The following is a 19,780-nucleotide window of genomic DNA, read 5'->3' on the forward strand; positions in this document are numbered from 1 at the left end:
ATGACAAGATCACGATCAGGTGATCCTGCGACTCGTGGTCCGGCGCTGACTGACGAATCCGAGCCGCGAAGTGCTCGATCGAGCCGATACCGTCAGCAGGTGTGCGGCGCGGCGAACTTCTCCGGGTCGAACGTACCGCCGAACCACGGCGACAGGCCTTCCCTCGCCCGGTCCGCGAACTCGGACCGGCCCAGCGCCGCCATGCCGTCGGGCAGCACGCCCAGCAGCGGCGCGCCCGCCGCCTCGGGCAGGTCGACCAGGTTCGTGCGGGCGGCCAGGTCGGGCACGGCGGGCCAGCGGCCCACCACCACGCCGACCGACTCCAGGCCTCGGCGCAGCAGGGCCTCGGCGGTCAGCGCGGTCATGTTCAACGTGCCCAGGCCCGGGTGCGCGACGATGAGCACCGGCGCGTTGAGCGCCCACGCCGCGTCGGCGATGGTCGAGCCCGCGTCGTCGAAGCGGACCAGCAGCCCGCCCGCGCCCTCCACCAGCACGAGGTCGTGCGTCTCGTCCAGCGCCACGGCCGCCGAGGCGACCTCGCTGGGGTGCAACGCGGGCCGCCCGGAGCGGCGCGCGGCCGTGGCCGGTGCCAGCGGTTCCGGGTAGCGGCGCAGTTCACGGGTGGTGACGGAGCCGGCGAGGCGGGCCACCTCGGCGAGGTCGCCGGGCTCGCCGTCGGCGACACCGGTCTGCGCGGGCTTGAGCACGGCGACCCGTCGACCGTCGGCCGCGGCCAGGGCCGCCAGGGCGGCGACGACCACGGTCTTGCCGACCTCGGTGCCGGTGCCGGTGATCACGAGGACGCTCACGGCGACTCACCCTAGGCCTATACGGAGCGTTGTGGTCCTCCGCGTTCTACAGTCACCGCTATGAGTGAGATCGTTCTCTACGGGGCGAACTGGTGCGGCGACTGCCGGCGGGCCAAGGCGTGGCTGCGGGAGCACGAAGTGCCGTTCACCGACATCGACGTCGAGCAGGACGACGCGGCCCGCGACCGCGCGATCGAGCTCGCCGGCGGGCGCAAGAACATCCCGGTCATCGCGCTGCCGGACGGTCGTGTCCTGGTGGAGCCGACGAACACCGAGCTGGCCGCAGCGGTCGACGGCTGACGTGGCGAAGAACGGCAGGCGCAAGGAGCGCCAGCGGGGTGCGCAACGCGCGCGGGACAGCTCGTCGGTCCGCACCGCGGGCCCGCCGAAGCCGAAGAGCTGGTTCCAGCAGCAGGGCGGCGGCGTCCAGACCCTCATCGTCCTGGGTGTCACCGCACTGGTGGTCGGCGGGCACTTCTTCCTGTGGGGCGTGGTGTTCCCGGCGGTGGGCGCGGCGGTCGGCCGGGTGCCGGTCGTGTCGACCGCGACGGGCTGGCTGTTCGGCGGCGGCGCGTTCGTCGCGTGGGGCGTGGTGGCGATCAACCACGACACCGCCAAGCCGGGGACGCTCAAACGGCTCCGGGTAGTGGCGTGGGTGTGGTCGGCGATCGCCGTGCAGCTGTTCCCGACCGGCTACGCCAACGGCATCAGCCTGCCGGTGGACTTCTGGGCGGGCGTCTACGCGGGCGCGTACGGCGTGATCCTGACGCCGGTCGCCCTCGGCGTGGTCGCGCTGGGCTGGTGGCTGCTGGTCAACAAGCTGGCCGGGCACAAGGCGGAGCCGACCAACCAGGCGGTCGGCTGGATCTGCGTCGGCTACGCGACGTTGCTGCTCGTGTGGGGCTCAACGCTGCTGCGCGTGTGACGCCTCGGCCGCGGCGACGACGGCGGCGGCGATCGTCGCCACGTCGTCGTCCGTGCTGATGAACGGCGGCATGGTGTAGATCAGGTCGCGGAACGGCCGCAGCCACACGCCGTGGTCGACGGCCGCGGCGGTGGCGGCGGCCAGGTCCACCGGGTGGTCCAGCTGCACGACGCCGATCGCCCCGAGCACCCGGACGTCACCGAGCGCGTCCGCGAGGCCCGACCGCAGGCCGGCCTCGATCCGCCGCACCGACGACCGCCAGTCCTGCGCCAGCAGCAGGTCGGTCGACGCCAGCGCGACCGCCGAGGCCAGCGGGTTGCCCATGAACGTCGGCCCGTGCGCGAGCACCGGCACCTCGCCCTGGGAGATGCCGTCCGCCACCCGTGACGTGCACAGCGTCGCGGCCATCGACAGGTAACCGCCGGTCAGCGCCTTGCCCAGGCACATGATGTCCGGGCTGATCCCGGCGTGGTCGGCGGCGAACAGCTCGCCGGTGCGGCCGAAGCCGGTGGCGATCTCGTCGAAGATCAGCAGCACGTCGTGCGCCAGGGTCAGCTCGCGCAGCACGTGCAGGTAGCGCGGGTCGTGGAAGCGCATCCCGCCCGCGCCCTGCACCACCGGCTCCACGATGACCGCGGCCAGCTCGTCGGCGTGCGCCTCGATCAGGTCCGCCAGCTCCTGCACGTACGCGGTGTCGAGGTCGCGCGGCGGCGCGGACGCGAACACCTGCTCCGGCAGCACGCCGCGCCACAGCGAGTGCATCCCGCCCTCCGGGTCGCACACCGCCATCGGCTGGAACGTGTCGCCGTGGTACCCGCCGCGCCAGGTCAGCAGCCGCCGCTTCTCCGGTCGGCGCCGCGACCGCCAGTGCTGCAGCGCCATCTTGATCGCGACCTCGACCGACACCGACCCCGAGTCGCACAGGAACACGTGCTGCAACGGCTCGGGCGTGATCTCCACCAGCCGTGCCGCCAACGCCACCGCGGGCTCGTGGGTCAGGCCGCCGAACATCACGTGGCTCATCCGGCCGAGCTGGTCGCGCAGCGCCCCGTCCAGCACGGGGTGCCGGTAGCCGTGGATGGCGGCCCACCACGACGACATGCCGTCGACCAGCTCGCGCCCGTCGTCCAGCCGGAGCCGGACACCCTCGGCCGAGGAGACCACCAGCGGCTCCAGGGTGCCCGGCATCGGGCCGTACGGGTGCCAGACGTGCGCCTGGTCCAGCTTCAGCAGCTCATCGCGCTCCACGAGGGGTCAGGCTAACCGGCAGCGACTGGAGCCCGCGGATGAGCACTCCCGGCCGCCACTTCAGCGCGTCCGGGTCCGCGGCGAAGGCGACGTCGAACCGGTCCAGCAGCGTCCCGATCGCGATCTCGCCCTCCATCCGGGCCAGCGGGGCGCCCAGGCAGTAGTGGACGCCGTGGCCGAACGCCAGGTGCCCGGCGGCCTGCCGGGTGATGTCGAGCCGGTCCGGGTCCGGGAACCGGGAGGCGTCGCGGTTGCCGCCGGACAGCGACACCACCACCACGCTGTCCTTCGGGATGACCACGTCACCCAGTTCCACGTCCTCGTTGGTGTAGCGGAACGTGGCCTGGTTGACCGGGCTCTCGAAGCGCAGGAACTCCTCCACCGCGCCGGGCAGCAACGAGCGGTCGGCGCGCAGCTTGTCCAGCTGCTCCGGGTTGCGCAGCAGGTGGTACACGCCGTTGGCGATCAGGTTGACCGTCGTCTCGTGCCCGGCGACCAGGAGCAGGAACGCCATGGCGATCAGCTCCATCGGTTCCAGCCGGTCGCCGTCCTCGTCGGCCTGGACCAGCGCCGAGAAGAAGTCGTCACCGGGCGCGGTCCGCTTGTGCTCGACCAGCTTCGCCAGGTAACCCGCCATCTGGGCGCCCGCCTGCTGGAGCTCCTCCGGCTCCCCGTTGCCGCCGACCAGCACGTTGGACCAGACGCGGAACTCGTCGCGCTCGTCCATCGGCACGTCGAGCATCTCGCAGATCACCGTGATGGGCAGCGGGAACGCCAGCGCGTCGACCAGGTCGACGTCGCCCTTCTCCCCCGCCTCGTCCAGCAGTTGGTCGGTGATCTCCTGGATGCGCGGCCTCAGCTGCTCGACCCGCCGGGCGGTGAACGCCTTCATGACCAGCTTGCGCAGCCGGGTGTGGTGCGGCGGGTCCATGTTGAGCATGTGCTGCACCAAGGACTCGTCGAACGCGGGCGCGTCACCGCCGTCGACCCGGTTGCGCTCCATGACCTCCGGGAAGCGCTCGAAGTGCTTGCTGAACCGCGGGTCGGCCAGCGCCGACCGCGCCTCCTCGTACCGGGTGACCAGCCACGCCTTCGTGCCTCGCGGCAGCACGATCTGCGACGCCGCCGCCTGCTCGCGCAGCCGGGCGTGGTACGCGTGCGGATCGGCGAAGTAGTCCTCGCCGAGCACGTCGAGACCGGCGATCTTCTCCCCCACAGGGATCCCCTCCTCGTTTGAGTTAACCCTGTTCACTCAAACGATCCGAGGCTCCCTCTTGTCCCCGATTGCGGACTTTGTCACCCGATCAGCCCAAGCACCCAGGGCCGAGCAGAGCCTTCAAATCACCCATAAGGGACGGTGTGGGCGTAACCCGGAGGGCGTCGTCCAGCTTCAGCAACGTGTTGCGGCTGCTGTTGATGACCAGGTTCAGGTGCACCTCGGTGGTGCCGGGGTGCGCGGAGAGGACTTCCTTGAGCGACGTCACGAGCTTCGGGTCGCAGCGCGACGCCGCCACCTTCAGCCTCAACGCCTGCGCGCCCAGCTCCGACAGGTCCGGCACGACCAGGTCGTTGGCGATCAGCGAGATCCGGTCCTCCCGCTTGGCCACCCGCGCCTTGACCAGCACGATCGCGTCCTCGGCCACCGACATGCCGTGCACCACGTAGCTCTTGGGGAAGAACAGCACCTCGATGCCGCCGGCGAGGTCTTCGAGCATCGCCGACGCCCACGGCTCGCCGTTCTTGTTCACCCGGCGGGTGACCGTCGCGAGGATGCCGCCGAGCGTGACCTGCGTGCCGTCCGGCACGTCGCCTTCCAGGATGCGCGGGATCGTGGTGTCGGAGTAGGAGCTGAGCACCTGCTCCACGCCGTTGAGCGGGTGGCCGGACACGTACAGGCCCAGCATCTCCCGCTCCAGCGTGAGCTGGTGCTTGGACTCCCAGTGCTCGTCGGGGATCTTGACGTCGAACACGCTCGTGCCGTCGTCGCCGCCACCGTCGCCGAACAGGTCGAATTGGCCGCGCGCCTCTTCCTTCTTGGTCAGCATGATCGCGTCGACCGCCTCGACGTGCACCATGTGCAGGCCCTTGCGCGGGTGGCCGAGCGAGTCGAACGCGCCCGCCTTGATCAGCGATTCGACGACCTTCTTGTTGCACGCCTGCACGTCGACCTTGCGCAGGAAGTCGGAGAAGTCGGCGAACTTCCCCTTCTCCTTGCGGGTCTTGATGATGGCGTCGACCACGTTCGCGCCGACGTTGCGGATCGCGCCCAGGCCGAACCGGATGTCGTTGCCGACCGCGACGAACTCGCGCTCGGACTCGTTGACGTCCGGCGGCAGCACGGTGATGCCCATCCGCCGGCACTCGGCCAGGTAGATGGCCGACTTGTCCTTGTTGTCCGAGTTCGTGGTGAGCAGCGCGGCCATGTACTCGCCGGGGTAGTTGGCCTTGAGGTACGCCGTCCAGTACGCGATCAGGCCGTACGCGGCGGAGTGCGCCTTGTTGAACGCGTAGTCCGCGAAGGGGACCAGGATGTCCCACAGCGTCTTGATCGCCTCGGGCGAGTAGCCGTTGGCGATCATGCCCGCCTCGAAGCCCTCGTACTCCTTGTCGAGGATCTCCTTCTTCTTCTTGCCCATCGCGCGGCGGAGCAGGTCCGCTTGGGCCAGCGAGTAGCCCGCCACCTTCCGCGCGATCGCCATGACCTGCTCCTGGTACACGATCAGGCCGTACGTCGTGTCCAGGATCTCGGCCAGCGGCTCGCGCAGCTCCTCGTGGATCGGCACGATCTCCTGCTGCTTGTTCTTGCGCAGCGCGTAGTTCGTGTGCGAGTTCGCGCCCATCGGGCCCGGCCGGTACAGCGCGATGACGGCCGAGACGTCCTCGAAGTTGTCCGGCCGCATCAGCCGCAGCAGGTCGCGCAGGGCGCCGCCGTCGAGCTGGAACACGCCCAGGGTGTCGCCGCGGCCCAGCAGCTCGTAGGTCTTGCGGTCGTCCAGGGGCACCGTCGAGATGTCGACGTCGCCCTTGCCGTTGAGCGCGATGTTCTTCAGCGCGTCGTCGATCGTGGTCAGGTTGCTCAGGCCGAGGAAGTCCATCTTCAGCAGGCCGAGCGTCTCGCACGTCGGGTAGTCGAACTGGGTGATGATCGACCCGTCCTGCGGGCGCATCCAGACCGGGATGTGGTCGGTCAGCGGCTCCGCGGACATGATCACCGCGCAGGCGTGCACGCCCGCGTTGCGGATCAGGCCCTCCAGCCCGCGGCCGGTGTCGATGATCTCCTTGACCTGCGGGTCGGTCTCGTACAGCGCGCGCACCTCGGCGGCCTCGGAGTACCGCTTGTGCGACGGGTCGAAGACGCCGGCCAGCGGGATGTCCTTGCCCATCACGGCGGGCGGCATGGCCTTGGAGATGCGGTCGGCCACCGCGTAGCCCGGCTGCCCGTACAGCACGCGGGCGGAGTCCTTGATCGCCGCCTTCGCCTTGATCGTGCCGAACGTGATCACCTGGGCGACCTTGTCGACGCCCCACTTCTCGGTGACGTACCGGATCACGTCGCCGCGCCTGCGCTCGTCGAAGTCGATGTCGATGTCGGGCGGGCTGACGCGGTCGGGGTTGAGGAACCGCTCGAAGATCAGGCCGTGCGCCAGCGGGTCGAGGTCGGTGATGCCCATCGCGTACGCGATCAGCGCGCCCGCGGCGGAACCGCGGCCCGGACCCACGCGGATGCCGTTGGCCTTGGCCCAGTTGATGAAGTCGGCGACCACCAGGAAGTACGACGGGAAGCCCATCTGCAGGATCACGTCGATCTCGAACTCGACCTGCTTGCGGTGGACCTCGTCGACGCCGTCCGGGAACCGGCGGCGCATGCCCTCCCAGACCTCGTCGCGGAAGTAGTCCGCCTCGGTCTTGCCCTCGGGGGTCGGGTAGCGCGGCATCAGGTTCTGGAAGGCGAACATGCCGGTGGTGTCGACCTTCTCGGCCACCAGCAGGGTGTTGCGGCACCCCTCCTGCCAGGCGTCGGAGGAGTCGATCGCGCGCATCTCGTCGGGCGACTTCAGGTGGTAGCCCGTGCCGTCGAACTTGAACCGGTTCGGGTCCGCGAGCGTCTTGCCGGTCTGCACGCACAGCAGCGCCGCGTGCGCGTCGCGGTCCTCGGAGTAGGTGTAGTGCGAGTCGTTGGTCACCACGAACGGGATGCTGAGCTTCTTGGCGATGTCCAGCAGCCCGCCCCGGACGCGGCTCTCGATCTCGATGCCGTGGTCCATGAGCTCGACGAAGAAGTTGTCGGCGCCGTAGATGTCGCGCCACTTCGCGGCGGCCTCCAAGGCCTCCTTCTCGTGGCCGAGGCGGAGCCTGGTCTGCACCTCGCCGGACGGGCAGCCGGTCGTCGCCATCAGCCCCGCCGAGTGCTCGGCGATCAGCTCGACGTCCATCCGGGGCCACTTGCCCAGCTGGCCCTCGGTGGAGGCGCGGCTGGACATCTTCATCAGGTTGTGCAGGCCCTCGTTGTTGCGAGCCCAGATCGTCTGGTGCGTGTACGCGCCGCTGGCGGAGACGTCGTCGGCCTTCTGCCCGGGGTCGCCCCACAGGACGCGCTTCTTGTTGAAGCGGGACTCCGGCGCCAGGTACGCCTCGATGCCGACCACCGGCTTGATGCCGGCCGCGGTCGCCTGCTTGTAGAAGTCGTACGCGCCGTACATGTTGCCGTGGTCGGTGATCGCGGCGGCGGGCATGCCCATCCGCTCGCACTCGGCGAACATGTCCTTCAGCTTGGCCGCGCCGTCGAGCATCGAGTACTCGGTGTGCACGTGGAGGTGCACAAACGAGTCGGACACCCAAACCCCCCTGAAGATCGCAGCGGGCCCGGGACGAAGCGCGGGCAAGACATCGGCGAGCCTATCCCGAGAACACTCCGTAATCGGGACAAGGGGTGTGCGTGTCGTGCGGGCCGATGCCGCGAAGATCTCCCCGGGCGGGTAGCGTTCGAGGTGTGGTAGCGCCGGACCCCGTCGACGCCCGTCTCCTGGCCATGATCGCCGAGATGGGTCGTGCCGCCGTGCACGAGGTGGCCGCACGGCTGGGCATGGACCCCCGGGAGGCCGCCACCCGGCTGATCACGTTGTCCGGCAGCGGGTTGCCGCTGCTCGTCGGCGTGGAGTGCGACCCGAACGGCATTCGCAAGGCGCTGGCCAACAGCGTGGCGTGGGGCAACTACTCGGGGCCCGGCGGCCAGGCCGCCCGCGGCACGCCGAGCGGGCCGTACCCGCCGCCGCCGGGCACGGTGCAGGGCACGCCGTCCGGCTCCTACCCCGGCTACCCCGGTCCGCAGGGGCCGCCGAGCACCCCGTTCCCGGCGCAGCCGCAGACCGGTCCGCAGCCCGCGGCGTCCGGTCCGGTGCGCGTGCCGGAGCCGGTCAGCACGTGGGGCGTGCCGGGCACGTCCGGCTGGGCTCGCGGCGACCAGGCGCCCGCGCCGCGCTCGCGCACCGGCAAGATCGGCAGCACGTTGGAGACCGAGGGCCTGGAGGGCGCCCGGTTCACCATCCAGCTGGTCGAGGTGGTCGACCCGGCGGACTTCCTGTTCACCGCGGCCGGGTACAAGCTGGCCGACGGCGAGCGGGCCGTGGTCGTGCACACGGAGCTGGCGAACATCGGCCAGGTGCCGTTCAACGCCCTGCCCGACATGTACCTCGTGCTGATGACCAACAAGGGTGAGACGGTCGGCAAGGCGCCGGTGTCGCTGTCGTCCCGGCCGCCGCACAAGATCGGCGTGCAGCCGGGCGAGACGGCCGGCGGCCACACCGTCTACGTGCTGCCCGAGGACACCGTGATCTTCTCGGTGCGCTGGAGCTCCCGCCCCGAGACCGACCTGAACACCCTGGTCTGGACCATCGACGACTGACCGGCCCGCGTGTCCGACGTCGGGCTCACGCGTGCTGGGTGTCGGGCTCGCGGCGGGCGGTCGGTTCGGCGTCCCGGGTGATGCCCACGTCGCCCCTGGTCAGGACGGCGAACAGGATCACGGCCAGGACCGTCGCGCCCGCCATCACGGTCACCATCGGCAGCACGCTCGCCGAACCGCCCGCGCCGACCAGCGGCGCCATCAGGCCACCGACCATGAACGTCGTCACGCCCAGCACGGCCGACGCGCTGCCCGCCGCCTCCGGGTGCCGCGCCATCGCCAGCGACCCGGCGTTCGGCATGAGCAGGCCGACGCTCATCGTCAGCACGAACAGCGGTGGCAGGAACGTCGCCAGCCCGCCGCCGACGAGCCCGCCCACCAGCAACCCGATCCCACCGGTCGCCGCACCCGCCAGCCCGATCTTGAGCAGCGGACGCGGCATGATCCGGCCCGTCAGCCTGGTGTTGAGCAGCCCCGCCAGGACGATCGCCACCGAGTTCGCGCCGAACACCAGGCTGAACTGCTGCGGGCTCAACCCGTACACGCCCTGGAGCACGAACGACGCCCCTGCGACGTAGCCGAACAGGGAGCCCAGCGCCAGCGCCGACGCCAGCGCGTAGCCGACGAACTTGCGGTCGGCCAGCAGCCCGCCGAACACCTTGATCGTGAGCAGCAGGTTCGCCGGCCGCCGCTTGTTCCGCGGCAACGTCTCCGGCAGGCCCACGGCCAGGGCGATCAGCAGGGCCAACCCGATCAACGCGAGCGCGATGAACGTGCCGCGCCAACTGGTGAACCTCAGCAGCTGACCGCCCAGCACCGGGGCCGCCACCGGCCCCAGGCTGTTGACCAGCATCATCAACGACATGAACCGCGCCATCGCGAGACCCTCGAACCGGTCGCGCGCCACCGCCATCGCGACCACGAACCCGGCCGCCACGCCGAGCCCTTGCAGCAGCCGCAGGCCGGAGAGCGCGAGCGCGCTGGGCGCCACCGCGCAGAACAGCGAGGTCACGACGTAGCTGCCGATCCCGACCAGCAGCGGACGCCGCCTGCCCCACGAGTCCGACAGCGGGCCCACGAGCAGCTGCCCGACCGACAGACCGATGATGAACGTGGTCAGCGACAGCTGGATCTGCGACTCGGTCGAGCCGAACTCCGCCGCGATGCCCGGGAACGCGGGCAGGTAGGTGTCGATCGAGAGCGGGCCGAGCAGGCACAGGGTGCCCAGCAGCACCACCAGTCGGGACCTGTTGTCCATCGCCAACCCCCAGTGCTCGTCTGGCAAAAGCTTCGCAAGCCAAACGATCCGGGGAAAGCGATATGTCCGAGGTCACGCGCTGGGCGCAAGTGTTTCGCCCCGGACGGCTCAATATCCCTCTGCGCGCAGGAATTCCAGGGCGGCGGCGAGGTCGTCGGGGTACTCGCTGGTGAACGACACCCACTGGTTGTCGGCCGGGTGGTGGAAGCCGAGCGTGCGGGCGTGCAGCCACTGCCTGGTGACGCCGAGGCGCTTGGCCAGCACCGGGTCCGCGCCGTAGGTGATGTCGCCGACGCACGGGTGCCGCAACGCGGAGAAGTGCACCCGGATCTGGTGCGTGCGACCGGTTTCCAGGTGCACGTCGAGCAGCGACGCGGCGCGGAACGCCTCCACCACCTCGTAGTGCGTGATGCTCGGCTTGCCGTTCGCCATCACGGCGAACTTGTAGTCGTGCTTGGGGTGCCGGTCGATCGGCGCGTCGATGGTGCCCTTGATCGGGTCCGGGTGGCCCTGCACGAGCGCGTGGTAGAGCTTGTCGACCGTGCGCTCCTTGAACGCGTGTTTCAACGCCGAGTACGCGTGCTCGCTCTTGGCCACCACCATGACGCCGGTCGTGCCGACGTCCAGCCGGTGCACGACGCCCTGGCGCTCGGCGGCGCCCGAGGTGGCGATCCGGACGCCCGCCGCGGCCAGGCCGCCGACCACGGTCGGACCGGTCCAGCCGGGGCTGGGGTGCACGGCCACGCCGACCGGCTTGTCGACCACGATCACGTCGTCGTCCTCGTGCAGGACCACCAGGCCCTCCACGGGCACGGCCTGCACCTGCACCGGGCGTTCCGGCTCGGGGAGGGTGATCTCCAGCACGGAGCCCGCGACCAGGCGGTCCGACTTGCCGGCGGGCTGCCCGTCGAGCACGACGTCACCCGATTCGGTCAACGCCGCCACCACGGTCCGCGACAGGCCGAGAAGCTTGGCCAGACCGGCGTCGACCCTCATCCCGTCCAAGCCGTCCGGCACCGGAAGGGACCGGTAGTCGCCGCTCATGCGCACACCTCGCTGACGCTCGGCGTGGCAAGAGCGGGGCCGGCTGCGTTGAATGACTCGCTCGCAAGCTCGCTCATGCGCCCGCCTTCTTCTCGCTGGACTTCTTCTCCACGCGGGTGCCGTCGTAGTCGCGCTGGAGCAACGCCATCAGCACGATCACGCCGCCGCCCACGCAGATGGCGGAGTCCGCCAGGTTGAACACGGGGAAGAAGTTGCCCCACGGGTCGAGCACCGAGATGAAGTCGACCACGCCGCCGCGCAGCGGGCCGGGGCCGCGGAAGATCCGGTCGACCAGGTTGCCCATCGCGCCGCCCAGGACCAGGCCGAGGCCGATGGCCCAGCCGACCGACCGCAGCCGGCGCGCGATCCACAGGATGAACACGACCACGCCGGAGGCGATCAGGGCGAGGATCACCGTCCAGCCCTCGGCCAGGCCGAACGCGGCGCCGGTGTTGCGGATCAGCGGCAGGTAGAGCAGGCCGCCGAACAGCTCGATCGGCTCGCGCCCCTCCAGCTTGTCCACCGCGATGATCTTGCTGACCAGGTCGAGCGCCAACACCAGCGGCGCGATGACGGCCAGCAGCAGGACCCGTCGCTTCGGCAGCGGTGCGTCCGGCTGGTCCGGCGTGTCCGGCTCGGTGTTGGGATCGGTGCTCACCGGGCCATTGTCCAGCATCGGAGTCAGCGCAGGAACGGCGGGAGCGCGCGCTGGTCGTCCAGCGGCGCCCAACGACCCTCCCGGACCTCGTACTCCCACCGCGAGCCCTCGACCACGAGCGCGCGCAACGCGGCCACGAACCGGTCCACGTGCTCCTCGGTGGTGCCCAGCCCGATCGACGCGCGCAGCGCGCGTTCGCCGTGGGCGAGCCGGTGCACGGCCACGTGCGCGCAGAACGCGCCGTCACGCACGCCGATGCCATGTTCGGCGGACAGCGCGGCGGCCAGGTAACCGGCGTCCTGGCCACCGACGGTGAAGCTCACCACACCCACCCGGTCCTGGTCCGAGCCGAACAGCGTCAGCTCGTGCACGCCGGGCACGGTCTTCAGGCCCTCGCGCAGCCGCGCCAGCAGCACGCGCTCGTGCTCGGTGGTCTGCTCCCAGTGCCTGCCCAGCACGTCGCACGCCACGGCCAGCGCGTGCACGCCCACCACGTTCGGCGTGCCCGCCTCGTGCCGCTCGGGCACCGCCGACCAGGCCACGCCCAGCCGGTCGCCGTGGTCGGTGACGCGGGCCGTCGCACCACCGCCCACCAGGTACGGCTCGGCGGCCTGCAACCAGTCGGACCGGCCGACCAGCACGCCCGCGCCGAACGGGGCGTAGATCTTGTGCCCCGAGAGCACGGTGTAGTCGACGTCCAGCGCACGCACGTCCACCGGCCGGTGCGGCGCGAGCTGGGCGGCGTCCAGGGCGATCCGGGCGCCGTGCCGGCGGGCCACCCGGGCCAGCTCGGCCACCGGCCAGATCTCGCCGGTCACGTTGGACGCGCCGGTCACCACGACCAGCCGCGGGCCGACCGGCGCCGCGCGCAGCGCCCGGTCCAGCTCCAGCACGGCCTGCGCGGGCGAGGCCGGCGTGCGCAGGCGACGCACGTTCGGGCCGCGCCACGGCAGCAGCGCGGCGTGGTGCTCGGTGTCGAAGAGGATCACGGCGGTGTGCTTCGGCAGGCTCCTGGCCAGCAGGTTCAGCGCGTCGGTGGTGTTGCGGGCGAACACCACGGCGTCACTGTCGCGGGCGTTGAGGAACCGCCGGACCGACGAGCGGGCCTGCTCGTAGACCTTGGTGCTGACCTGCGAGGCGAAGCCCGCGCCCCGGTGCACGCTGGCGTACCAGGGCAGCACCTCGTCCACGGCGTCGCGGACCTGCTCCAGGCACGGCGCGCTGGCCGCGTGGTCGAGGTTGGCGTACTCGACGCGCTCACCGGTGACCAGCGGCACGCGCAGCGACGCGCCGACCACACGGGGCAGAGCCGCGACGGTGGTGGTGAGGGGAACTGCGATCGTCATGACGCCCTCCGGGGGTCCGGGGACACCCCACCGGAGAGGGAGCCCGCGCTTGCCGGGCGCCCTGCGCGCCAGGCCAGGTCCTCACCAGGGGCACCCCACCGCGGTAGGAGGGTTGCCGGCCAGCAAGCCTGGGCTTAGCGCTGGCACTCATGACCTTCGCCCCGAAGCTAACCCAGCCCGCGCGTCCCCGTCGAGGGGCGTTCACATCCTGGGAGCGCCACGGCGGGGCCGGCGTCGCGATCCTGGGGCGTCACGACGGGCCGGCGCGGGACGTCACGAGCCGTCCCGGGCACGTCACGGCAGACCGACGTCGCCCTTCCAGCGCGCGAACCGACCCGCCCGGTCCACGGCGCGGATGCGGCGCTCGGTCGCCGTGCGCATGGCCTCGGTGCACACCACCAGCAGCTGGTCGTGCTCCTGCAAGCGGGTCGTCGGCTGCGGCGTGAAGCCGTTCGCGTCCCGCACCACGAGGCTCACCGACGAGCCCGGCGGCAGCCGCAGCTCGGACAGGTACACGCCGTGCAGCTTGGAGCCGGGCTGGATGCGGACCTGGAGCAGCTCCGCGCCCAGGTCGTCCAGCGCCGACGAGTCGACCTGCACCTCGTGCGCCTCGCCGGACTTGACCAGCCCCAGCCACTTGGCCAGCCACGGCAGGCTCGTGCCCTGCACCACGGTCAGCACCACGACCAGCACGAACACCGCGTCCACCAGCTGCTGCGCCCCGCGCACGCCCTGGATCAGCGGGATCAGGGCGAACACGATCGGCACGGCCCCGCGCAGCCCGGACCACGAGATGAACACCTGCTCCCGCCACGGCACCCGGAACGGCAGCGCCGCGAACGCCACCGACAGCGGCCGGGCCAGCAGCACCAGCACCGCGCCCGCCACCAGCGCGGGCACCAGCGCGTCGAGCAGCCGTCCCGGCGACGCGTACAGGCCGAGCAGCACGAACAGGCCGATCTGCGCGATCCAGCCCAGCCCTTCGGCGAACGACAGGGTGTCCGCCCGGTGCGGCAGGCGGGCGTTGCCGAGCACGAGGGCGGCGATGTAGACGGCCAGGAAGCCGGACGCGTGCGCGAGGTCGCCGACGGTGTAGGCGAGCAGGCACACCGCGACCGTGGCCAGCGGGTACAGGCCGGTGGCGGGCAGCGCGGCCCGGCGCAGGCCGACGCCGCCGAGCCAGCCGAGCACGATCCCGATCACCCCGCCCGCGATCAGCTCGTAGCCCATCAGCAGCGGCGCGGTCCACGTGATCGGGTCCGGCGCGGCGAGCAGCACGACGGCGATGTAGACCGGCGCGTCGTTGATGCCGGACTCCAGTTCCAGCGAGCCGATGAGCCGCTTGCCGACGCCCACCCCGCGCAACACGCTGAACACGGCCGCCGCGTCGGTGGACGACAGCACGGCGCCCCACAGCAGCGCCGTGCGCCAGTCCATGTCCAGCAGGAAGTGCAGCGCGAACCCGGTGACCGCGATGCTCACGCCGACGGCGACCGTCGACAGCGCGATGCCGAGGCCGAGCGCGGGCTTCACCGCGCTCCACCGGGTGGTGAGACCACCCTCGGTGAGGATCAGCACGAGCGCCACCGTGCCGAGCGAGCGGGTCAGGTCGGCGTCCTCGAACTGGATGCCCACCACGGCTTCGCCGAGCAGCACCCCGATGCCGAGGTAGAGCAGGAGGGACGGCAGACCGAGCCGGATCGACACCCTGACCGCGATGACCGAGAGCAGCAGGACCGCGGCGGCTATGCCCAAGTAGCCCGTCACATCGCCCACTCGACCTCCACGCCGCCGCTGCGTCACCCGACGGGGTCATTCTCCCCGGTGATACCGAAATGGACGAATCCGGCACCGCACGCAGCGTCACCAGCCGAACGTCGCTAGCGGGAACCATGCGAAACCGTGCATGTTGACGACAGGGTCCGCCGCCCCCGGTCACCTCCACGTCCCCGCACCTCCCTGCTGGAGTCACCGTGAAGCTGCGAACGATCTCCATCGCGCTGGTCACCACCGGCGCGCTCCTCGGCTCGGGCACCGGCCCGGCCACCGCCGCGCCGCCCTCCGCCCTGGCCGGGCCGAACATCCCGGTCTCCGCCGTGCAGGCCGACCTGGCCCAGCTCCAGAGCATCGCCACCTCGAACGGCGGCAACCGGGCGCACGGCCGTCCGGGCTACCTGGCCTCGGTGAACTGGGTGAAGTCCAAGTTGGACGCCGCCGGGTTCACCACCAGGGTGCAGTCGTTCACCAGCAACGGCGCCACCGGCTACAACCTGATCGCCGACTGGCCGGGCGGCGACCTGAACAACGTGGTCATGCTCGGCGGCCACCTCGACAGCGTGTCGGCGGGCCCGGGCATCAACGACAACGGCACCGGCTCGGCCGGGCTGCTGGAGGTCGCGCTGGCCGTGCGGTCCACCGGCTTCCAGCCGACCAAGCACCTGCGCTTCGCCTGGTGGGGCGCGGAGGAGCTGGGCCTGGTCGGCTCGACGTACTACGTGAACTCGCTGTCCACAACGGACCGCTCCCGGATCGACGCCTACCTCAACTTCGACATGATCGGCTCGCCGAACCCGGGCTACTTCGTCTACAGCGCGTCCGGCCAGCCGTCGGGCTCCCTGCAGCTCCAGCAGACGCTCCAGGGCTACTTCGGCTCGATCGGCGTGCCGACCGAGCTGACCAGCGTGGGCGGGCGGTCCGACCACGCCGCGTTCGCGCGGGCGGGCATCCCGGTCGGCGGCACGTTCACCGGCGCCGAGGGCATCAAGACCTCCGCCCAGGCGCAGAAGTGGGGCGGTTCGGCCGGTGTCGCGTTCGACCGCTGCTACCACCGCTCGTGCGACACCTCGTCGAACGTGAACGCGACCGCGCTCGACCGCCACACCGACGCCATCGCGCACACCCTGTGGACGCTGGCGGCCTAGCCGTCCAGCAGCCGCGCCAGCAGCTCGGCGGCGCCGGCCGGGGCGGGGTCGACCCGCACGACCTTGTCCCGGCCGCGCTCGCCCGCGACCACCTCGACGTCCTGCCTGCGCACGCCGAACGCCTTGGCCAGCGCCTTGCGGACGGCCTCGTTCGCCTTGCCCTCCACGGCGGGCGCGGCGACCGCGACGACCAGCGCGCCGTCACCCCACCGGCCGCCGACGGCCTCGCGCTTCGCGCCCGGCTTGACCCTGATCGAGAACCGGAAGGCGTCAGCCACGGCACAGCACCAGGGTCAACGTCTCCTCCACCAACGCCCGCCGCGCCCGCACCAGGTGCGGGCCGGCCGCCAGCAGCTGGGCCTGCCCCAGGTAGACCGAGTAGGCGAGCACGGCCCGCCGGCGCGCGACGTCGGCGGCAAAGCCCAAACCGACGAACAGCTCCTCCAAGTAGCCGATGCGGCGCTCCGTGACGCGGCCGAGCACCGGCGCCACCGCCGGGTCGTCCTTGGCCGCGAGCATGGCCAGCTCGACCGCGCTGTGCTCGACGTCCTCCAGCACGGTGGCGAACAGCAGCCGCAGCCTCTCCGACGGCTCCGACACCGACTCGACGAGCTCGATCACGGCCTCGGTGTGCTCGCGCTCCCAGCGTTCCAGGGTGGCCTTGAGCAGGGCTTCCCGGTTGGGGAAGTGCCAGTAGGCGCTGCCCTTGGTCGCCCCGATGCGCGCCGCGAGCGGTTCCACCGCGACCGCCGCGACCCCGCCCTCGACCAGCGCCCGCAGGGCCACCTCGGTCCAGTCGTCGCGCGTCCGCCGTGCCATGTCCCCATACGCTATCGAATGGAAGCCCGGCCGCGGCCGTCGCAGCGGTGGCCCCCGACCGGATTTCCTCCACAACCTCCGGTCTCGTCCGTCTACCCGGTACGGGACCGGAGGGGGGAGGGTTCGTGACGCCGGAGGATCCCGACGACCACGCGGCCACCTTCAGCGACTTCTACCACCGGGAGCGCACCCGGCTGTTCCGCTTCGCGGCCGTGATGTCACCCCACCTGGACCACGAGTCGGCGGTCCAGGAGGCGTTCGTCGGCGCGTGGCGGAACTGGCCGGTGATCGCTCCCGGCGCCCGACGTGCTTGGCTGGTGAAGACGATCCGCAACCTGCTGGTGGACCAGGCCCGTCGGCGGGAGCGGCCGGGCGACCTCACCGACGAGGTCCTCGCCCGGCAGCGCGGCACGTACCGGATCCTGGTGCCAAAGCAGCGGGACGCCGAGGCGTGGCACGAGCTGGTCAGCACGCTGGCGGCGGTCGCGAACCTGCCGGACCACCTGCGCACCGCGCTGGTCCTGCGGTTCTGGGACTTCGACGACGACGAGATCGCCGACGTGCTGGGCTGTCGGCGCGCGTCCGTGCGGCGGTACGTGTCGCAGGCGCGGGCGCGGGTCAGCGAGCGGGTCGGCAACGAGGAGCGACGGGTGCGCGGCTCCCAGCGCGGGAAGGAGACGTCATGACCGACGAGCTGGATCCCCGACTCGACCACCTGCGCGCCGAACTGGCCGAAGCCATCCCGGAGGACCCCGGCACGGACGACCTCGGCGTGGCGGCGATCATGGCGCAGGCGTCCCGGTACGAGCGGCAGGCCGCCCTGGTGCAGGCCGCGCGGTCCGGTTCACGGGCGGCGCTGGACTCCCTGGTCGCCGAGCTGACGCCGTTGGTGTGGCACGTGGCCAGGGGCAACGGCCTGGACCAGCCCACCGCCGAGGACGTCGTGCAGACGGTGTGGCTGAGCCTGCTGCGGCACCTGGACCGGCTGGCCGACCCGAAGGCCGTCGCGGGCTGGCTGATCGTCGCCACCCGCCGGGAGGCGCAACGCGCCTGGCGCGACCTCAACGGCCGCCCGGCCCTGTCCACCGACTCAGCCCTCGACATGCCCGACGACCGGTGGCTGCCGGAGCCGGAAGCCCTGCGCGACGACCGCGACCGGCGGCTCTGGCACGCGTTCAACGCGATGTCCCGGCGCTGCCAGGAGCTGCTGCGCCTGACCGTCCTGGCGGGCCGGGCCGAGTACCGGGCCGTGGCCGAGGCCCTGTCCATGCCGCGCGGCTCGATCGGCCCCACCCGGGGCCGCTGCCTGAACCAGCTGAAGGCCCGGTTGGAACGGGACGACGTGCGCTGACACCCGATCCTCGCGCCGAGCGGGGTGGCAGGCCTCGACCTGCCACCCCGCTCACGTCGCTCGCGCGGCGCGGTGTCACTGGGTGCTGGGCACCACCCCGAGGGCCTCGTTGATGGCGTTGACGTCGACGCTGAAGACCATCAGCGAGCACGTCCGCCCGTCACCGGCCGGCAGGCCCTGGCAGTCGTCCTCGTAGAACGTGTCGATGCTCTCGATCATGCCGAGGATGACGGCCTTGTCGAGCCCGTCGCTGGTCCGGGGCCGATAGGTCGGGCCACCGCTGTCACCGTTGCCCGCCGAGCCGATGCGCGACTGCTTGAGCGTCTCGAAACCGGGCCCCACGACACCTTCGGGGTAGTCGTACCAGACCCCGGTCTCGTACACGAGGACGTCATTGCACACCTCGCCGGAAAGCGCGCCACCGTGGCACACGTATTCACCTTCGACCGCCTGGCTCCACGCGTGCACCTGCTTTCCGGTGCCCATCGACGAATCCCAGGCCCCGGTGTAGAGGACGGGGCTGTACCCGGGCCCCACCAGCAGCCGGGAGTCGGATTGGTAATCGTCGTCGACCGAAATCCCGTAAACCCGGTCGGAGACGCCCGCCATCCAGAATCCGTCCGGGCTGAAGCAGTGTTCCGCGGTAACGGCGCCCGTGCCGCCATCGGGCAGGTCGACGGCCCACCCGGCCGAGCAGATACTAGTCTGCGTCCGGTCGATCAGGAGGGCGCCGCCCCAGAAAGGGGCTGAATCGGCATAGCGCACGGCGCGCTCGCGCTTCCCCCTCTCGAACACCTCGATCGCCATCATGCTCTCGATGCGCGCCGACGCGACCGAGACCACCGCGGGGTCGACGCCCACCTTGAGGCCCGTGTAGTCGTCGTTGGGCGCCGCCGTGACGGCCGGCTCGTAGGTCTCGAGGATCCGCCGCGACTCCGCGTGCAGTTCCTCCAGCGTGTACGGCACGTCCTTGAACTCGACCGCGATGCCCGCGCCCTTCTCGGCGGCCACCAGCTCCCGCACCGCCGTGGGCACGTCACCGTGCCAGAAGAACGTGACCGCGAGCCGGTCGACGTCGATCTTCGCGTCCACGTAACCCGTGCGGTCCGGTGCGTTCGCGACCTGCTCCACCAGCCTGAGCAGCGGCTGCTGGCGGGTTGTCTTCGAATCGGGCGTCGCACCGCCACGGGGTGGCGCGACGTTCTTGTCCTGTGTCACCGAGGGAACACCTCCCAACGCCGACCTGACCTTGTCCGGCAAGGACTCCGACGTGTCCGCCGCCGACGGCAGCGCGGCCACCGCCGCCGCGACGACAATCCCCGCGGCCACTACCGCGACACGTCTGACACGCGAAGTTCCACCAGTTGTGAACACCATTCCCCCACACGCTGACCGTACTGTCCGGAAGGAATCTTCCGATCAGCAGGATCATGGACGCGCGAGGGGACCGACAACCCCCTTTCCCGGTGCCGCGGCCACCACGGGCGCCAGTGTAGTGC

The 19,780-nt window shown here is 71.3% G+C and carries 18 protein-coding genes and 1 riboswitch; of the genes, 6 read left to right on the top strand and 12 right to left on the bottom strand.

Annotation, left to right across the window (positions count from 1 at the left end; genetic code table 11):
* Positions 1-92: 92 nt before the first annotated feature.
* Positions 93-809 carry a dethiobiotin synthase gene (gene bioD / locus ACZ7GX_RS30840; protein ID WP_498781714.1) on the bottom strand — a complete coding sequence of 239 codons (717 nt, stop codon included), beginning with the start codon at positions 807-809 and terminating at the stop codon, positions 93-95.
* A 60-nt stretch (positions 810-869) separates the two neighbouring features.
* Between bioD and ACZ7GX_RS30845 the strand changes: the two genes are divergently transcribed.
* Both ACZ7GX_RS30845 and ACZ7GX_RS30850 read left to right on the top strand, forming a co-directional pair.
* Positions 870-1,109: a glutaredoxin family protein gene (locus tag ACZ7GX_RS30845; protein WP_498781715.1), complete on the top strand. Its 240-nt coding sequence runs from the start codon at positions 870-872 to the stop codon at positions 1,107-1,109.
* A 1-nt stretch (position 1,110) separates the two neighbouring features.
* Positions 1,111-1,734 (top strand): hypothetical protein, encoded by a 624-nt coding sequence (locus ACZ7GX_RS30850; protein ID WP_498781716.1) that lies wholly within the window; start codon positions 1,111-1,113, stop codon positions 1,732-1,734.
* On the opposite strand, the gene ACZ7GX_RS30855 is transcribed toward ACZ7GX_RS30850, so the two are convergent.
* From ACZ7GX_RS30855 to dnaE, 3 genes are all read right to left on the bottom strand, one after another.
* Positions 1,714-2,982, bottom strand: a complete 1,269-nt coding sequence (locus tag ACZ7GX_RS30855; RefSeq protein ID WP_498781717.1) for an adenosylmethionine--8-amino-7-oxononanoate transaminase — start codon at positions 2,980-2,982, stop codon at positions 1,714-1,716. The two genes, ACZ7GX_RS30850 and ACZ7GX_RS30855, sit on opposite strands and share 21 nt — an antisense overlap.
* Positions 2,969-4,198, bottom strand: a complete 1,230-nt coding sequence (locus tag ACZ7GX_RS30860; protein WP_498781719.1) for a cytochrome P450 family protein — start codon at positions 4,196-4,198, stop codon at positions 2,969-2,971. The genes ACZ7GX_RS30855 and ACZ7GX_RS30860 overlap by 14 nt, the downstream gene beginning before the upstream one ends.
* An 88-nt stretch (positions 4,199-4,286) precedes the next feature.
* On the bottom strand, positions 4,287-7,817 hold the full coding sequence (gene dnaE / locus ACZ7GX_RS30865; protein ID WP_498781721.1) for a DNA polymerase III subunit alpha: 3,531 nt from the start codon (positions 7,815-7,817) through the stop codon (positions 4,287-4,289).
* A 155-nt stretch (positions 7,818-7,972) separates the two neighbouring features.
* Between dnaE and ACZ7GX_RS30870 the strand changes: the two genes are divergently transcribed.
* Entirely contained in the window at positions 7,973-8,884 is a 912-nt protein-coding gene (locus tag ACZ7GX_RS30870) for an AsnC family protein (protein WP_498781722.1), read from the top strand.
* A gap of 25 nt (positions 8,885-8,909) precedes the next feature.
* Here ACZ7GX_RS30870 and ACZ7GX_RS30875 read toward each other — a convergent pair whose 3' ends face one another.
* The 5 genes from ACZ7GX_RS30875 to ACZ7GX_RS30895 all read right to left on the bottom strand — a co-directional run bounded on the left by ACZ7GX_RS30875 (position 8,910) and on the right by ACZ7GX_RS30895 (position 14,966).
* Positions 8,910-10,142 carry a multidrug effflux MFS transporter gene (locus ACZ7GX_RS30875; RefSeq protein WP_498781723.1) on the bottom strand — a complete coding sequence of 411 codons (1,233 nt, stop codon included), beginning with the start codon at positions 10,140-10,142 and terminating at the stop codon, positions 8,910-8,912.
* Between the two features lie 108 nt (positions 10,143-10,250).
* Positions 10,251-11,186: an RluA family pseudouridine synthase gene (locus tag ACZ7GX_RS30880; protein WP_498781724.1), complete on the bottom strand. Its 936-nt coding sequence runs from the start codon at positions 11,184-11,186 to the stop codon at positions 10,251-10,253.
* Positions 11,187-11,259: 73 nt separating this feature from the next.
* Positions 11,260-11,844 (bottom strand): signal peptidase II, encoded by a 585-nt coding sequence (lspA, locus tag ACZ7GX_RS30885; RefSeq protein WP_498781726.1) that lies wholly within the window; start codon positions 11,842-11,844, stop codon positions 11,260-11,262.
* Positions 11,845-11,867: 23 nt separating this feature from the next.
* The gene (locus ACZ7GX_RS30890) at positions 11,868-13,190 is read right to left on the bottom strand and encodes an aminotransferase class V-fold PLP-dependent enzyme (RefSeq protein ID WP_498781727.1); all 1,323 of its coding nucleotides are present in this window, start codon (positions 13,188-13,190) and stop codon (positions 11,868-11,870) included.
* Between the two features lie 40 nt (positions 13,191-13,230).
* Positions 13,231-13,345, bottom strand: a riboswitch (SAM riboswitch).
* Between the two features lie 139 nt (positions 13,346-13,484).
* The gene (locus ACZ7GX_RS30895; RefSeq protein WP_498781728.1) at positions 13,485-14,966 is read right to left on the bottom strand and encodes a potassium/proton antiporter; all 1,482 of its coding nucleotides are present in this window, start codon (positions 14,964-14,966) and stop codon (positions 13,485-13,487) included.
* A 197-nt stretch (positions 14,967-15,163) separates the two neighbouring features.
* Here ACZ7GX_RS30895 and ACZ7GX_RS30900 point away from each other — a divergent pair, with 197 nt between their 5' ends.
* Positions 15,164-16,111, top strand: coding sequence for a M28 family metallopeptidase (locus ACZ7GX_RS30900; RefSeq protein WP_498781730.1), 948 nt, complete (start codon positions 15,164-15,166; stop codon positions 16,109-16,111).
* Here ACZ7GX_RS30900 and ACZ7GX_RS30905 read toward each other — a convergent pair.
* On the bottom strand, positions 16,108-16,389 hold the full coding sequence (locus ACZ7GX_RS30905) for a DUF167 domain-containing protein (protein WP_498781731.1): 282 nt from the start codon (positions 16,387-16,389) through the stop codon (positions 16,108-16,110). The two genes, ACZ7GX_RS30900 and ACZ7GX_RS30905, sit on opposite strands and share 4 nt — an antisense overlap.
* On the bottom strand, positions 16,382-16,930 hold the full coding sequence (locus ACZ7GX_RS30910; RefSeq protein ID WP_498781732.1) for a TetR/AcrR family transcriptional regulator: 549 nt from the start codon (positions 16,928-16,930) through the stop codon (positions 16,382-16,384). Before ACZ7GX_RS30910 ends, ACZ7GX_RS30905 begins: the two co-directional genes overlap by 8 nt.
* A 125-nt stretch (positions 16,931-17,055) precedes the next feature.
* Between ACZ7GX_RS30910 and ACZ7GX_RS30915 the strand changes: the two genes are divergently transcribed.
* Both ACZ7GX_RS30915 and ACZ7GX_RS30920 read left to right on the top strand, forming a co-directional pair.
* Entirely contained in the window at positions 17,056-17,616 is a 561-nt protein-coding gene (locus ACZ7GX_RS30915; RefSeq protein ID WP_498781734.1) for an RNA polymerase sigma factor, read from the top strand.
* Positions 17,617-17,714: 98 nt separating this feature from the next.
* Positions 17,715-18,281 (top strand): RNA polymerase sigma factor, encoded by a 567-nt coding sequence (locus ACZ7GX_RS30920; RefSeq protein WP_498781783.1) that lies wholly within the window; start codon positions 17,715-17,717, stop codon positions 18,279-18,281.
* Between the two features lie 75 nt (positions 18,282-18,356).
* On the opposite strand, the gene ACZ7GX_RS30925 is transcribed toward ACZ7GX_RS30920, so the two are convergent.
* A complete protein-coding gene (locus ACZ7GX_RS30925) occupies positions 18,357-19,580 on the bottom strand; it encodes a chymotrypsin family serine protease (protein WP_498781735.1) in 1,224 nt (407 codons plus the stop codon).
* Positions 19,581-19,780: the final 200 nt, after the last annotated feature.

This window comes from Actinosynnema sp. NPDC037264 (genome assembly GCF_055603705.1).